Source organism: Weissella koreensis KACC 15510, assembly GCF_000219805.1.
Classification (GTDB): Bacteria; Bacillota; Bacilli; order Lactobacillales; family Lactobacillaceae; genus Weissella; species Weissella koreensis.
The window spans coordinates 922,811-937,009 of the sequence record NC_015759.1 but is presented as its reverse complement, the minus strand read 5'-3'; the positions used below and the strand labels follow the sequence as shown (position 1 = coordinate 937,009).

Below are 14,199 nucleotides of genomic sequence, written 5' to 3'. Positions count from 1 at the left end.
ATCCTCTGATTTCATCTTTTTAATCAATTTTTTTCCATACTGGCAAGCTCAAATAATCATAATTTTCAGCCATCCATTGTCCATGAGTGTCGATTTTAATCTCACGACCATCAATCACATGTTGCCAATGTCCAGCTGGAAGATAGTAATCAACATCCCCATCTTCACTCATCACTGGTGCCACCAAAAGGTCAGAACCAAACATATATTGGCGATCAAGATCAGCACAATTGGCATCATCTGGGAATTCAAGATACATTGGTCGCATCAATGGAATTCCCGCAGCAACTGATGCCTTAGCTTCACTGTAGATATAAGGCATCATATCTTGCTTTAGCTTCGCAAAGTTACGTGTAACATCAACTGCTTCTTCATCAAAGAGCCATGGCACCCGATATTGAATATTACCATGGTAACGAGAATGACTTGATAGTAATCCAAATTGAGTCCAACGCTTATAAATGGCGGCACTAGCATTTTCTTCAAATCCGCCTATATCATGACTCCAGAAAGTAAATCCTGATGACATCAAACTTAAGCCACCTCGCAAGGTATCAGCCATTGAATGGAATTGGCTCAAGTTATCTCCACCCCAGTGAACCGGATATTGTTGTCCACCGACAGTTGCTGAGCGGGCGAAGACCACAGCTTCATCATCACCCTTCTCTTGCTTCAAAAGCTCAAAGACGGCCTTATTGTAACGATGTGTGTAATAGTTATGTTCACCTTCTGGATTATTACCATTATAATAAACCGCATCATGCATTGGAATTCGCTCACCAAAGTCAGTTTTAAAGCAGTCCACACCCATATCTAGTAGATTTTTCAATAATCCTTGATACCATTGTACGGCTTCTGGATTAGTGAAATCAACAATGGCGTTTCCGGGTTGCCACAAATCCCATTGCCAAACGTTACCATCAGTCCGCTTAATAAAGTAACCCTTTTCCTTACCAATCTTGAATAAACGTGACTTTTGTGAGATATATGGATTAATCCAAACACAAACTTTCAAACCTCGATCATGCAATCGCTTGATCAAACCTTCTGGATCTGGGAATTGTTCTTTATCCCATTCAAAATTACTCCACTCAAAGCCTTTCATCCAGAAACAATCAAAGTGGAAAACTGACAAAGGAATATCACGTTCAAACATTCCATCAATAAACTTCATAACCGTTTCTTCGGAATAATCTGTTGTAAATGATGTTGAAAGCCACAAACCAAAAGTCCATTCTGGTGGCAAAGTAGAACCACCCGTCAACTTATTGTACTTACCCAAAACATCCTTAGGCGTTTCTCCAGCGATTACATAATATTCTAAGTTCTCACCTCGCGTTGAGAAGCTAACACGATCAACGACTTCTGTTGCTACTTCAAAGCTAGTAGGTTGGCTTTCATTTACAAAGACTCCATAATAGGTCCCTTTGGCATCCTTTGAAATTCCTGCTTTAGCTGCAATGTAAAATGGAATTGCCTTATAACTTTGGTCTGAACCAGTTCCACCATCACGATTAATGATATCAATTGTTTGACCATTTTTAACAAATGGGCCAAATGTTTCACCGAAACCATAAACCTTGGTCCCAGGTAGCAAGCTTAATTGCTCACGCATATAGTGGTCAGCACGAGTAACTTGACGATCACTTACCATAGCCTGTGCGCCAACAACAGTATTAGGATGCATTACTTGACCTAGTTGTTGACCTGACAGATCATCAATAGAACCTTGGGCCTTAAATTCCGAGCCTGTAATACGCTTATCTTTATAATTGAAATCAAGGTTAAATTTATTATGCATATCAACCGTTAATTCCAAGTCTCCACTCTTATAATGAGCTTTTTGATCGTCAACATTGATTTCAGGATTTACGTTTTGGGTCGTTAATTCATATAAAGGATTATGATCGTTTTGATCAAAATGCTTCAACTCAACCCCAATCACATCAGGCGCAGGGCTGAATACTGACATGGTAGTATTACCAACATCCAACATATCACTCCGCGAGGCCAATCGTTGGTAACTTGCATTTACTATTAAAGTTTCACTGCTTTTTTCAGCTTCTTTCGCTGTTAAAATCGAAGTATCGAATGCTTCAATCGGTGAATTAATAATGTATTCATCTTTTCCTAACCAATATCCATTTGAAAATTTCATAATTTATACCCTCTTTTATATTTTTTATGATAATTCTGCAGCTTCACGCTGATGCTTATTCTCCAAATCACTAACCATTTGTGGTTCTAGCTTATCCACATTATTGAATAATAAGACCAAACCAGAAGCCACATATCCAATCAATGGAATCCAGATAAATCCTAACCGGATTGCATCAAGCGCTGATGCAGTTTGCCCAGCAGATGATCCGGCATTTGCGGCAACGTACCCACCACCAGCCAAAACAGCTGAAAGTAACATACTTCCTAATCCCATTCCTAGCTTGGCACTAAATGAACTAAATGAAGTTACGAATCCTTCTGCTCGAATTCCGTTCTTCCACTCTCCAAAATCAACAGCGTCAGAAAGCATTACGGCAATTAAAGCTCCCACTAATCCATAACTGATGTAGTAAACTAACATTCCAAACAAGATCATCGGAACATTACCATTCATTTGATCCGCAAAATGTAATATCACTTGTGAAATGGCAGTTCCTACCATCCCGATAAACATAGTATTACGCTTACCAATGCGCTTTGAGAAGAATGGTACCATTGCTGTCGAAATCAAAGTGATGATCGTTCCGGCTAGTACCGCACTTCCCAATGCTTCATTATGTAGAACATATTTGAAGTAATATGGTAGTGAGCTTTGACGAATGGCAAAGCTTCCCCAATACACAAAATTGATGAAAATGATAATTGCCCAAGGATAATTTCCTTTTAAAGCTTTAATTGATTCACGCATTGGTACTGAACGATTTGAATCTTTAGTTACCACACGTTCACGTGTTCCCTTGAAAGCTGTCATCAAGCAAATTATAGTTACGATTCCAAGAATCACTGCCCAGATAAACCAACCAGTTGCTGAGGTTGAAGGATTTGAGTTTTGCTTATCGAAAATTCCAGCGAAGAATGCAACAGCTGGCAAAGTTAATGGTAGGAAAACCGCTGCACCCAAGTTTCCAAAGAATTGACGAACCGTTGAAAGGGTTACTCGTTCTTGTGGATTGCTAGTCATGGCTGGCAAAATTGAAGTGACAGGAATATTAATTCCTGAATATAAAACCTTCGCTCCAATATATGCAACGTAAATCCAAACAATCTTCCAAGTCATTGGCAAATTTGGTGCTGAGAATGACATAATACAGAATAGTGCAAATGGCACTGAGAACCAGAGCCAGTAAGGACGAGACTTTCCCCATTTTGTGTGTGTCCGGTCAATAAATTGGCCCCAAACCACACCGTCAATTGAATCAATAATTGCAGTTAACGCAAACAGTCCAGCAACAACTGAGGCTTTAATCCCCATTGTATCGGTACTAAACACCATAAAATATGTTCCTACAATTTGAAAAATTGTATTACAGCCAAAATCTGACATGGCATAAGCTAGCCGTTCCGGCCATTTAACTTGATTACCATTATTCATAACATTTCTCCTTAGAGTTAGCTTATTTATAAAATAATAAAAACATTTTTGTTTCGTGTAAACGCTTACAAATTTTATTATTATGCAGCTTTTAAAAATAATCAATTCAATTGGCCTAAACAGTAAGGAACCGCATAGTTATAGGTAAGATATGTACATTTATTGGTATTTCCTAACAACCAACTTCGATATAGTAAAAGAAATTAAAAAAGGACATCATTTTTATAAAATAATGTCCTTCATATATTTTTAAAGCTTGATCAATTAATCTTAATTATTAAAGAATAAATAAATAGCTAGTAACACTGCGCAAATCCCCACAAAGAGTTTTAAGAGTCGATCTGGAAAATACAACATAATTTTAGGCCCAACGTATCCACCAATAAACATACCAATTCCCATGACTATTATCGTACTCCATTCAACAGAAACGTTAGCTTGATAGATAATCAAAGATAAAAGATTAGTCATCATTGTTGTAAAATTTTTAATCGCATTAATTTCGACAAAACTGGCTGGAATTAATAACAATAAAACTGAAACAAGCATTAATCCTGCACCTGATCCAAAATATCCGATATAAATACCAACTAATAGACTAGCTATCAATATTACTAGATATCTTTTCCCATTTATTTTTTTAATGTTATTAGTTATATTTGATAATCTACCTGAAAAAAACAATAAAATAGCTGATAATAAAACAAAATATGGTACTAAATGTTCAAAATTATCTTTAGGTAACGATATAAGTAAATAACTTCCCAACGCGCCACCCAATAAAGCTGATATAACAATTCCAATAGTAATTTTAATATTTTTTTTAATTAAGTTATATGATGAAGTCACCGATCCTAATCCTGATAAAACTAACGATCCAGTACTCAAAACATTCGCCATTACTGGTGAATATCCAAGTGCCATTAATACCGGATATGATACTATCGATGCCATACCGGCAACTGATGCAAATATTCCCGAAAATATTCCCGCTATTATAAGTATTAAATAAAACATATTTGCCCCCAAAATATACTTAATTATTTAAATTGTTATATATGAATACTATTTAATTTTACACCTATTTTAATTCTTATATATATAATTTTAGATGGCAATTAAAACTTTTTTCATATTATACATTTGTAAAGCAAGTAAAAAAGCCATTGCTTTATAAATACAATGACCTTTTAAAATTTACTTATCAGCCACGACAACCAATGATTTAATAGCTTTTCGTTCATCCATTGCAGCGTAGGCAGCTTGAATATCATCCAAGGCAAAGCTTTGCGTAAATACCTTACCTGGATTAATTTCACCATTCAAAACAGCATCTAACAAAGTAGCTTTATCATATGTTGTAACTGCGGCAATTCCACCACGGAGGCCAATATTACGTCTGAATAATCGATTTGTATTCATTTCAGCCTTTTGTGGAATTCCAACACGACCGACAATAGCTCCTGGGCGGCCAACTTGTAAGGCGGTTTCCACTGATTGTTCATTTCCAACGCATTCAAGTACTGCATCAACTCCACCATCAGTTAATTCAAGCACCTTAGCAACTGCTTCATCACCACGTTCAGCTACGATATCAGTCGCTCCAAATTCAAGAGCTAATTTTTGACGATCTTCATGCCGGCTCATAGCAATAATTCGTGTTGCTCCACGTAACTTAGCCGCGATAACTCCACACAAACCAACCGCACCATCACCCATGACTACTACGGTATCACCTGGCTTAACCTCAGCCGTTGCTGCCGCATGATAACCAGTTGCCATCACATCAGATAAAGTTAGCAATGAATTTAACATTTCCTCAGAATAGTCACTAGGTTGTCCTGGAATCTTAACCAGACCCCAATTTGCATTATCATAACGTAAATATTCAGCTTGATAACCAACTGAGTGGCTATCACGATTCAAACAATCACCATCAAATCCAGCCAAACAAGCTGCGCAGTGCCCACATCCATGTGTAAACGGAACTACAACAAAATCCCCTGGCTTAATTGTATCAACTGCTGACCCAACTGTTTCAACAACTCCAATTGCTTCATGACCAACCGCTGAACCTGATTCGTGTTCTGAAATCCCACGATACCACCATAAATCAGATCCACACACGCACGCACGAACTACACGAATAATTGCATCAGTTTCTTTTTCTATAACCGGCTTGTCTAAGTTTTGTACTTCAACTTTTCCAGGTTTAATAAATACAGTTGCTTTCATAAAATATATTCTCTCAATCTTATTGACTGGATACTTTAGTAGTATCCTATAATACTTGAATTATTATGATAATCTTATCATTGGAGCTTAATTTTAATCAAGTTATTTAATATATTTTTTAATTTTTTGGAATTAACTTTATCAGCTAATTTTTAAAGTTAAATGATATTGAATCATTTAAAACTCAACTCATCTATTAAAGATATTTACTAGCCTCTCTGATACTTAGTGGTGCCAGTTTTGCATGATATTTTTCTATGAAATGGCGAACCCAGTCAGGATTACTTTTAGAATAATTTCTCAACGCCCAACCGATTGATTTATTAATAAAGAACTCACTACTACCCAAATTATTTAATAAAATAGTCTCTAATAATTCAACATTAGTTTCATTTTTACGTAATAATTGGTGATCAATGGCCACCCGTCTAATCCAAAAATCATTATCTTGAGACCACTGTAACATGACCTGATTTAACCGCGAATCTAATAATCCCAAATCACTCATGATGCGATTAAATCCATCGATTGAATCCCACCATTGCTTAGTTCTAAGAAAATATTCGATTTTTATCAAATCATCAAATGTAATTAATTTTTGCATAGCTGTTAAATAATCAATTACGACATATTGATATTCGCGCTGAGGTTGATCCCAAAGCTGTTTGAGAAGTGTCCAATCAACTATATTTAGTTTTTTCTCCGCTTTTAATAAATCTCGCAAGGCAAGCTTTCGTTTTGGTGATGAAATACCCAAAAATTCAAATTGATTGCGTAAATACCTTTTTTGTTTTGCTGCATTTTCTTCATTAGATAATTCATTTAAAATTATCGTAATATCTTTTATTTGCATTTTTTATCCCCGTATTATCATCATTTTTGATTAATTATCTCTGCTTAGTTGGTTTGTAAAAAATTCCAAAAAAGCTCAACTGCTTTTGGATACTTTACATTATAATTTCGCATAAATAACATTTGACTATTTTCACTGAGATCAATTGGGCGTTTTATAATCGACCCATCACTAGGTAGGTCAACACTTTTATCCATAACAATCGCGATACCAATTCCTTTTTCAATCATATTCAAAATGATTTTAAGTTGTCGGCCGTCGTAACTAACTCGTGGTTCAAATCCTGCTTTTTTTGTCAAATTAATTACATGATCATAAAGCATGGTCTCCCGACCCAATAATAAAAAGTTTTCTTGTGATAAATCAGCTAACGCAACCGTTTTTTGATGTGCTAAAGGATGATCCTTGGGTAATAAACAGACAAAGCAATCCTCCTCAGTTATGACACTATCATATTGATTTTGTAAAATTCCAAAGTCGCGCGCAAAAACAACACCAGTCCCACCATTTTTTAAGGTATCTAAAACGTGATCTCCTTCAACCTCGGTTAAATCTAACTTTATTTCCGGATACTGCATATGAAAATTAATAATTAATTCCAATCCTCGATAATTTGCGACAGACGGAACCGTCACGATTCTTAATAGTTGGTCTACATATTGTTTATTTTGTTGAATTTTTTGTTGCATATTTTGAAATTCAGATACAATTTTAGGGGCCATTTGCGTCACAATTTTTCCAGCTGAAGTTAACTTAATTTGTCGATGACTTCGGTCGACTAAACTAGTTCCCAATTCCTTTTCCAAAGTTATAATCTGCTTTGAAATATTCCCTTGTGTTGTAAAAAGTTGTGCTGCCGTTTCTGAATAATTCATTGTTTTTGAGAGATTCAAAAAAATCTCTAATTTTTTAATATCCATAAAAGCTCCTCTTAATATATTCCCATTTGGAATATTATACCATTGTTTGTGAATTGCTGGTGATCTCTATAGCCTCTAGAATATAAATATTGAGGAGGTGTCTTATGCCAACAGGAATTATTGTAAATGGAGCTGCTATTTTTATTGGCGGTTTAATTGGGGGACTAGCTGGTCACCTACTTTCAGAAAAATTTAAAGAAGAAATTAATTTGATTTTTGGAATTTCATCTATGGTGATGGGAATTATAGCCATTGCTCCGGCCAAAAACATGGCCGCCGTTATTTTTGCTATCATTATTGGAACCGCACTTGGTTTAGTTCTTCACTTCGGAGTTTGGATTAATCGTGGTGCAGGGTTGATGCAACGTGGAATTGCTAAAATTGCTCCTGTTAAATCGGGAATGCCTGAAGAAGAATTCATGTCAACTTTAATCACCGTCATTGTTCTATTCACTGCTTCTGGAACGGGAATTTACGGATCATTAGTTAATGGAATGACTGGTGATTCCACGATTTTAATTTCAAAGTCGATCTTAGATTTCTTCACTGCTATTATTTTTGCCGCCAACTTAGGTTACGTTGTATCCTTTATTGTGGTACCGCAATTTATTATTCTTTACATCCTATTTTTACTAGCCGGGGTGATATACCCATTGACCAACCCCGCCATGATTGCTGACTTCAAAGCAGTTGGCGGAGCGCTGATGATGGCAACTGGATTTAGAATAACGAAGATTAAAATTTTTCCAACTGCTGATATGATCCCGTCCATGATATTAGCAATGCCATTTAGCTGGGCTTGGATGAATTGGATTTTACCCATGTTAACAAATTAAAACATCAAAAAAGGAGTCCATTAAATTGGACTCCTTTTTTAGTACCATTCGATATTTTTAATGAAAAATTACGTGTCACCTTATTTTTTATTTATTAAAAAAACACCCACCAAAGTGAGTGCTTTAATAATGTAAATGCTATCTATCATTCAGATTAATTTTAAATCATTTGATTACGCGGATCTAAAACTAATGATTCTGACAATAAAATTTCACTGTAGATTTCATAAACATATTCAGAACTTACTAAATGCTGTTTAGCCAAATCATACAAATACTGACGTTCAACATTAAAGACCTGCATCAAAGCTCGCCGCTGCTCGACGCTTTGCAACCCAGTCAAGACATCTTTATTAGATCCCATGGATTTCCACTGCTGGAAAAAAGAATTCATCGTATTCTTCTGAACTTGATCACGCAGATCATAGATCACACTGGCTTGAACTTCAGGGCTCAATTCCATTTCTTTTACCCTTTCAATCCCCACCTTAACCATTTCACGCCTTAATCGTAGCAATTCAGTTGGTTTATTTTCTGCTTCCAGATCACGGGGAAGAATCAGCTTAAATGCGATGGTTGGCACCAACATACTTAAGATAATCACAACCGTTTCCACAATCAAAATAAAATTAAAATTCGCTGATGAAATTTCATTAGCAATAGAAAAGGTCATCGCTAGGGTCACCGTGCCATGAACGCCACCCAAAGCAAATAGGATGGCCGTACGACGCTTTTTATCGGTCACAAAGAATCTTGCATAAACGTAGCGACATAACAATAAGAGGAGATAAACAAGTACCCCCACTGCCAACCACTGCAACGAATTAGTCATTGCACTATAATGACTAAAGAAAATTCTTTCCAAACTAATTCCCAGGACAACAAAAACAAAGCTATTCAAAACCTCACCGGCAAAATTATTAACCTGGATACCAAGATGCATTTGCCTTGGTGATGAAAAACGACTACGATTTGCTTCACTATTATGCACTAATCCAGCGGTTACCACCGCAATAATTCCTGAAACACCTAGCTCCTCAGCAACAAAATAAATACAAAATGGTGTCAAAATGTAGATCAACGTTTGCGATGAAATTACGTTATTTGTAGATCGAAGAAAATATTGGCGAAATGTGATTAATAGAATTGCTAGGACAGCACCAATAATCAAACCACCAACTAGCTCAATTAAAAACTCACGCATATTAGTCCAAAACGATAAATAACCAGTACTCAACCACAAAATAGCCGCCTGTAATAAAATAATACCTGTTGCATCGTTAAACAATGACTCCATTTTCAACGTTTTTCGCAATGATTGTGAAATTTTTCGACCCGATACTACTGAATCAAACGCAGTGGCATCAGTGGGTGTACTAATGGCTACAATAATCAATGCAATCGAAATTAGTAAGCCAAACCATTGATTAATTGCTACCGTCACAATCGCTGCTGAAATCACTGCCAAGATAACAGCTGTTCCCACAATATTTTTAACTTTTTTTCGAATAATTAATAACGGCGTCGCCTGACCTTCTAAAAATAATAACGGCGCTAAAACAAAAATCATGAAAATATCGTTATTAAAAGCTAAAACTAAATGATTGGTCATTGGTATTAACCCAACAATAATTCCCACAACAAGATTAATATATGTGCTAGAAATTTTAGGCACATAACGCGCAGCAATATTACTCAAAGCGACCGCTACAATAATGACAAAAGATGAAATCAAAAGTTCCAAAACAAACTACTCCTTGCTTGATTTATCAATTTAAAATCACTAAAGTTAATCAGCTACAAAAACCATTGATTTGATTGTTTTACGATTTTGCATGTCTTGGTAAGCTTGATTGATATCATCCAAACGGTATGTTTCAGTAAAGACGCGACCAGGATTAATATTTCCATCCAGAACAGCTTTAAGCAATAATTGCTTATCATAAGTTGTCACAGAGGCAGAACCTCCAGCCACTGAAATATTCTGAGCAAAAGTTGAACCTAAAGCATGGTTATTGTAGTGTGGAACACCAACATAACCAATTCGGCCACCATTATGAAGTACACCAAGTGCTTGATCAATGGCAGCTTCAGTTCCTACACATTCAAGCGCAGCGTCAGCGCCGCCCCCAAGAATCTCACGTACTTTAGCAATTCCTTCTGCTCCACGTTCAGCAACAACAGCAGTTGCGCCTGATTGTAAAGCCATCTTTTGACGGTCTTCATGTCGACTCATAAGTACAATTTGTGAAGCCCCTCGCATTTTCGCGGCAATCACTGCACATTGACCAACTGCACCATCACCGATGACCACCACTTTATCACCTTTTTGGACATCAGCACAGCGCGCTGCATGGTATCCAGTTGGCATAACATCAGCTAGGGTAGTTAGTGATTTGATCATTCCTTCAGAATAATCTGATGGTTGTCCAGGAATCTTAATCAATGCCCAATTGGCATATTGGAAGCGAATGTATTCTGATTGGAAACCATTAGACCAGTTCGTTGCACCTTGATGACGATCACAAGTTCCATCAAAACCAGCAAGACAAGCATCACATTCACCACAACCATGTGTGAATGGTGCAATTACAAAATCACCCGGTTGTACCGTTGTGATGGCTGAACCAACTTCTTCAACGATCCCAATAGCCTCATGACCATCATTAACAGAATGAGTTTGTTTATTGTCGCCATTTGCGTAAGCCCATAGATCAGATCCACAAACACAAGCACGCACGACTCTAATGATGACATCATCATTTGCTTGGATAGTTGGCTTATCAATATCTTGAACGGTAACTAACCCCGCCTTTTCAAAAATTGCTGCTTTCATAAATATTACACCTAGAACGACCGAACAAATAAATTATACGACGTTCAATTCCTTTCAAATTTTATGTGCATTTTTTCATTTATCCAAATTATACCAAAAAAATTAAATTAAAAAGTAATTTAAAAATGATATTTAATATAAAAATTATCCTTATATCTAAGTTACTTATTTTCTATTGATACCTAAACTATCACGAAAACCTAGGTTTTGATCATGTGCAAGTTGCAGCACTAGATCAGCAATACTAATAACCGAAACATCATGTCCACCAAAGGGTTCACCCTTATGTGTTAATTGATAATCAGTATCGTTTCCATTATCAAACCAACCAGGACGAATAATCGTATAATTTAAGTCAGATGCTTCAATTACATCAGCAGCATTCCGATAATTTTGTAGAACTGGATTAGACGCTAAATTACCAGAAGGTTCAACTGATGCGGGAATTTCATTATAGATTCCCATAGAAGTAATAAACAATAGTCTTTTCACATCGGCTTTATCCATTGCAGCCACTAATGCTTGGGCCATGCTTTTCAAATCACCGCTTAAAGCAGCGAAAACGACATCCTGTCCCTCTAATGCTGACTTTAATGCTTCTAAATCATTTACACTGCCAGAAATCGCACGCTCCCGCTCAACATTCAAATTTCCTAAACGCTTTGTATTTCGAGCCATTAAGGTCAACTGATCGTCAGTATTGTCTAACAAATAACGCCGTGTTGTGCTACCAACCGTACCACTAGCCCCAATAATTAATATGTTTGTCATTATCAAAAATCTCCTAAAATTATATTACCCATACCATACGCCACCATCAATCTAAATTTAACCTTTATTGATTATTATTCTTATCTGTAATTAGTTATTTTGATGTCTGCAACGTGATTACATTAATAAAAAATATATAAATATCATCAAAAAGTAATCATGGTGGTATTAAAATATCAATAAACCTAATAAATTTATGTTGAATTTATAGTAACTATACCTTTAAATCTTTAACATAATTTTAGTATACAACCTTGGAGTAACTCCAAGGCAAGCTTTTTAATTAAAATAAAAAAGCCAATAATCGCTATACTTCGATTACTGGTCTTCTTACTTAGTACATACTGGCATCGATATGCATGATCATCCAATGACCGTCAATCATACTAAGATGTAATATTAATTGCAATGGCCACGTATTACGTGAGCCATGGATACTAGCATCAACCTGGCTTTGACCAACTAAAATGGCTTGATTAGCGGTTAGCTCAGTTATCGTCACATGTTCTTCCGTTGACGAATAATAATGCATTTGACCACTTTGAATTTCACTTAGCCATTTTTGCTTACTTTGTACCATTCCTGTCATATGAACTAAATGAAAATCATCATCTAGCAAGGAACCCAATTGCTCAATATCAGCGTCCACCATATATTTATTATGTTTGCGATACATCTCAATCGCATCTTGCTTTAAATCAATCATATTTTTACCTCTTTTTATTAACATCAATAATAATTTAAAAAAAATTTCGATAGAGATTTTAATTTGCTACGTTATTATAGTCCTTTTATGTATAACTTTTCAGCTTTTATCGTCCTAATATTACACATTATCTTATATTTTTAAATTTTTTAAACAAAAAAAGCACCCACCAAAGTGAGTGCTTTAATAATTCTAAAACGATAATAAATATTAACGCTTTGAGAATTGTGAAGCTTTACGGGCTTTCTTAAGTCCTGGCTTCTTACGTTCCTTCATACGTGAGTCACGAGTCAACAATCCTGCTGCCTTCAATGCTCCACGGAATTCGGGATCAACTTCTAACAATGCACGTGAGATACCATGACGAATGGCACCTGATTGACCTGAGAATCCACCACCGTTAACGTTAACCAAAACATCATAGTTTCCCAAAGTTTCAGTAGTGTTAAATGGTTGGATCATAACCTCACGCAAATTAGCGAAAGGAATGTACTCTTCGGCTGACTTACCGTTGATAGTAATTGCTCCAGTTCCAGGTACTAAACGTACACGGGCAACAGAGTTCTTACGACGACCAGTTCCGTAATATTGTACAGTAGACATAACTTATTTCTCCTCTCTGCTAGTTTAGATTAAGCTGTTGATATCCAACAATTCAGGCTTTTGTGCTTCGTGCTTGTGATTTGCATCAGCAAAGACGTGAAGCTTCAAAGCTTGTTGGTGACCAAGAGTTCCCTTTGGCAACATTCCTTGAACTGAAAGTTCAATTAAGTGTTGTGGGTTCTTTTCACGTAAGTCACCAGCTTGACGTTCTTTCAATCCACCAGGGTGGTTTGAGTGGTGATAGTAAATCTTGTCAGTAGCTTTCTTACCAGTCAAAGCAATTTTTGACGCGTTGATAACGATAACGTTATCTCCGGTATCGATGTGTGGTGTGAAAGTAGGCTTGTTCTTACCACGTAAGATTGATGCAACGACCGTTGATAAACGACCCAAAGGTACGTCAGTAGCATCAACGATATACCACTTACGATCGATCTCACCTGGCTTTGCCATATAAGTTGTGCGCATGGAAATTTCCTCCAATAATTCTGTTTGTTTAACATTACCAATAATAAAAAGTCGTACCAGGACATTCCCAAATGTGGCATGGTAAACAATACCAACGACTATCTTACCCTTTTTTTAGCTAATCGTCAATGAATATATGTTAATTTTCCGCATTCTGGTTCGTTAAAAATCATCTAAAAAAACAACACTATCTTACTTTGTTTTGTATTAAAACCAGATTTTAATTTATAAAAAAAGCCGCATGCCTTAAGATGTTAAACATCTTTGAACATACAGCTTTTATTAATTATGCCGTCGGTGGGAATCGAACCCACACTCTCTTGCGAGAACGGGATTTTGAGTCCCGCGCGTCTACCTATTCCGCCACAACGGCAATGAC

Annotated in this window: 13 protein-coding genes and 1 tRNA gene; 1 reads left to right on the top strand and 13 read right to left on the bottom strand. The window is 36.3% G+C overall.

Going from position 1 to position 14,199, the window contains the following annotated elements; all coding sequences use genetic code 11:
- Window positions 1–19 precede the first annotated feature (19 nt).
- The 6 genes from yicI to WKK_RS04495 form a co-directional block, all read right to left on the bottom strand.
- Entirely contained in the window at window positions 20–2,158 is a 2,139-nt protein-coding gene (yicI, locus tag WKK_RS04520) for an alpha-xylosidase (protein ID WP_013989608.1), read from the bottom strand.
- Between the two features lie 24 nt (window positions 2,159–2,182).
- Window positions 2,183–3,592, bottom strand: coding sequence for a glycoside-pentoside-hexuronide (GPH):cation symporter (locus tag WKK_RS04515; protein WP_013989607.1), 1,410 nt, complete (start codon window positions 3,590–3,592; stop codon window positions 2,183–2,185).
- 270 nt (window positions 3,593–3,862) lie between these two features.
- A complete protein-coding gene (locus WKK_RS04510) occupies window positions 3,863–4,609 on the bottom strand; it encodes a sulfite exporter TauE/SafE family protein (RefSeq protein WP_013989606.1) in 747 nt (248 codons plus the stop codon).
- A gap of 180 nt (window positions 4,610–4,789) precedes the next feature.
- The gene (locus WKK_RS04505) at window positions 4,790–5,827 is read right to left on the bottom strand and encodes a zinc-dependent alcohol dehydrogenase family protein (RefSeq protein ID WP_013989605.1); all 1,038 of its coding nucleotides are present in this window, start codon (window positions 5,825–5,827) and stop codon (window positions 4,790–4,792) included.
- A gap of 196 nt (window positions 5,828–6,023) precedes the next feature.
- A complete protein-coding gene (locus tag WKK_RS04500) occupies window positions 6,024–6,680 on the bottom strand; it encodes a DNA alkylation repair protein (protein WP_013989604.1) in 657 nt (218 codons plus the stop codon).
- Between the two features lie 44 nt (window positions 6,681–6,724).
- Window positions 6,725–7,600: a LysR family transcriptional regulator gene (locus tag WKK_RS04495; protein WP_013989603.1), complete on the bottom strand. Its 876-nt coding sequence runs from the start codon at window positions 7,598–7,600 to the stop codon at window positions 6,725–6,727.
- 104 nt (window positions 7,601–7,704) lie between these two features.
- Here WKK_RS04495 and WKK_RS04490 point away from each other — a divergent pair, with 104 nt between their 5' ends.
- Entirely contained in the window at window positions 7,705–8,436 is a 732-nt protein-coding gene (locus WKK_RS04490) for a DUF554 domain-containing protein (RefSeq protein WP_013989602.1), read from the top strand.
- Between the two features lie 160 nt (window positions 8,437–8,596).
- On the opposite strand, the gene WKK_RS04485 is transcribed toward WKK_RS04490, so the two are convergent.
- From WKK_RS04485 to WKK_RS04455, 7 genes are all read right to left on the bottom strand, one after another.
- Entirely contained in the window at window positions 8,597–10,180 is a 1,584-nt protein-coding gene (locus WKK_RS04485) for a cation:proton antiporter (RefSeq protein ID WP_013989601.1), read from the bottom strand.
- A 45-nt stretch (window positions 10,181–10,225) separates the two neighbouring features.
- Window positions 10,226–11,272: a zinc-binding dehydrogenase gene (locus WKK_RS04480; RefSeq protein WP_013989600.1), complete on the bottom strand. Its 1,047-nt coding sequence runs from the start codon at window positions 11,270–11,272 to the stop codon at window positions 10,226–10,228.
- Window positions 11,273–11,437: 165 nt separating this feature from the next.
- A complete protein-coding gene (locus WKK_RS04475) occupies window positions 11,438–12,043 on the bottom strand; it encodes an NAD(P)H-binding protein (RefSeq protein ID WP_013989599.1) in 606 nt (201 codons plus the stop codon).
- Window positions 12,044–12,377: 334 nt separating this feature from the next.
- On the bottom strand, window positions 12,378–12,749 hold the full coding sequence (locus tag WKK_RS04470; RefSeq protein WP_013989598.1) for a nuclear transport factor 2 family protein: 372 nt from the start codon (window positions 12,747–12,749) through the stop codon (window positions 12,378–12,380).
- A gap of 210 nt (window positions 12,750–12,959) precedes the next feature.
- Window positions 12,960–13,352, bottom strand: coding sequence for a 30S ribosomal protein S9 (gene rpsI / locus WKK_RS04465; protein ID WP_006844908.1), 393 nt, complete (start codon window positions 13,350–13,352; stop codon window positions 12,960–12,962).
- Window positions 13,353–13,376: 24 nt separating this feature from the next.
- Window positions 13,377–13,820 carry a 50S ribosomal protein L13 gene (gene rplM / locus WKK_RS04460; RefSeq protein WP_013989597.1) on the bottom strand — a complete coding sequence of 148 codons (444 nt, stop codon included), beginning with the start codon at window positions 13,818–13,820 and terminating at the stop codon, window positions 13,377–13,379.
- A 289-nt stretch (window positions 13,821–14,109) separates the two neighbouring features.
- Window positions 14,110–14,193: transfer RNA gene (locus WKK_RS04455), tRNA-Leu, on the bottom strand.
- Window positions 14,194–14,199: the final 6 nt, after the last annotated feature.

Coding starts and splice junctions, on each gene's coding strand:
- WKK_RS04495 (WP_013989603.1), bottom strand. CDS start 7,600: ATGGATATTAAAAAATTAGAGATTTTTTTGAATCTCTCAAAAACAATG.
- WKK_RS04515 (WP_013989607.1), bottom strand. CDS start 3,592: ATGAATAATGGTAATCAAGTTAAATGGCCGGAACGGCTAGCTTATGCC.
- WKK_RS04470 (WP_013989598.1), bottom strand. CDS start 12,749: ATGATTGATTTAAAGCAAGATGCGATTGAGATGTATCGCAAACATAAT.
- WKK_RS04480 (WP_013989600.1), bottom strand. CDS start 11,272: ATGAAAGCAGCAATTTTTGAAAAGGCGGGGTTAGTTACCGTTCAAGAT.
- yicI (WP_013989608.1), bottom strand. CDS start 2,158: ATGAAATTTTCAAATGGATATTGGTTAGGAAAAGATGAATACATTATT.
- rpsI (WP_006844908.1), bottom strand. CDS start 13,352: ATGTCTACTGTACAATATTACGGAACTGGTCGTCGTAAGAACTCTGTT.
- WKK_RS04505 (WP_013989605.1), bottom strand. CDS start 5,827: ATGAAAGCAACTGTATTTATTAAACCTGGAAAAGTTGAAGTACAAAAC.
- WKK_RS04500 (WP_013989604.1), bottom strand. CDS start 6,680: ATGCAAATAAAAGATATTACGATAATTTTAAATGAATTATCTAATGAA.
- WKK_RS04510 (WP_013989606.1), bottom strand. CDS start 4,609: ATGTTTTATTTAATACTTATAATAGCGGGAATATTTTCGGGAATATTT.
- WKK_RS04475 (WP_013989599.1), bottom strand. CDS start 12,043: ATGACAAACATATTAATTATTGGGGCTAGTGGTACGGTTGGTAGCACA.
- WKK_RS04490 (WP_013989602.1), top strand. CDS start 7,705: ATGCCAACAGGAATTATTGTAAATGGAGCTGCTATTTTTATTGGCGGT.
- rplM (WP_013989597.1), bottom strand. CDS start 13,820: ATGCGCACAACTTATATGGCAAAGCCAGGTGAGATCGATCGTAAGTGG.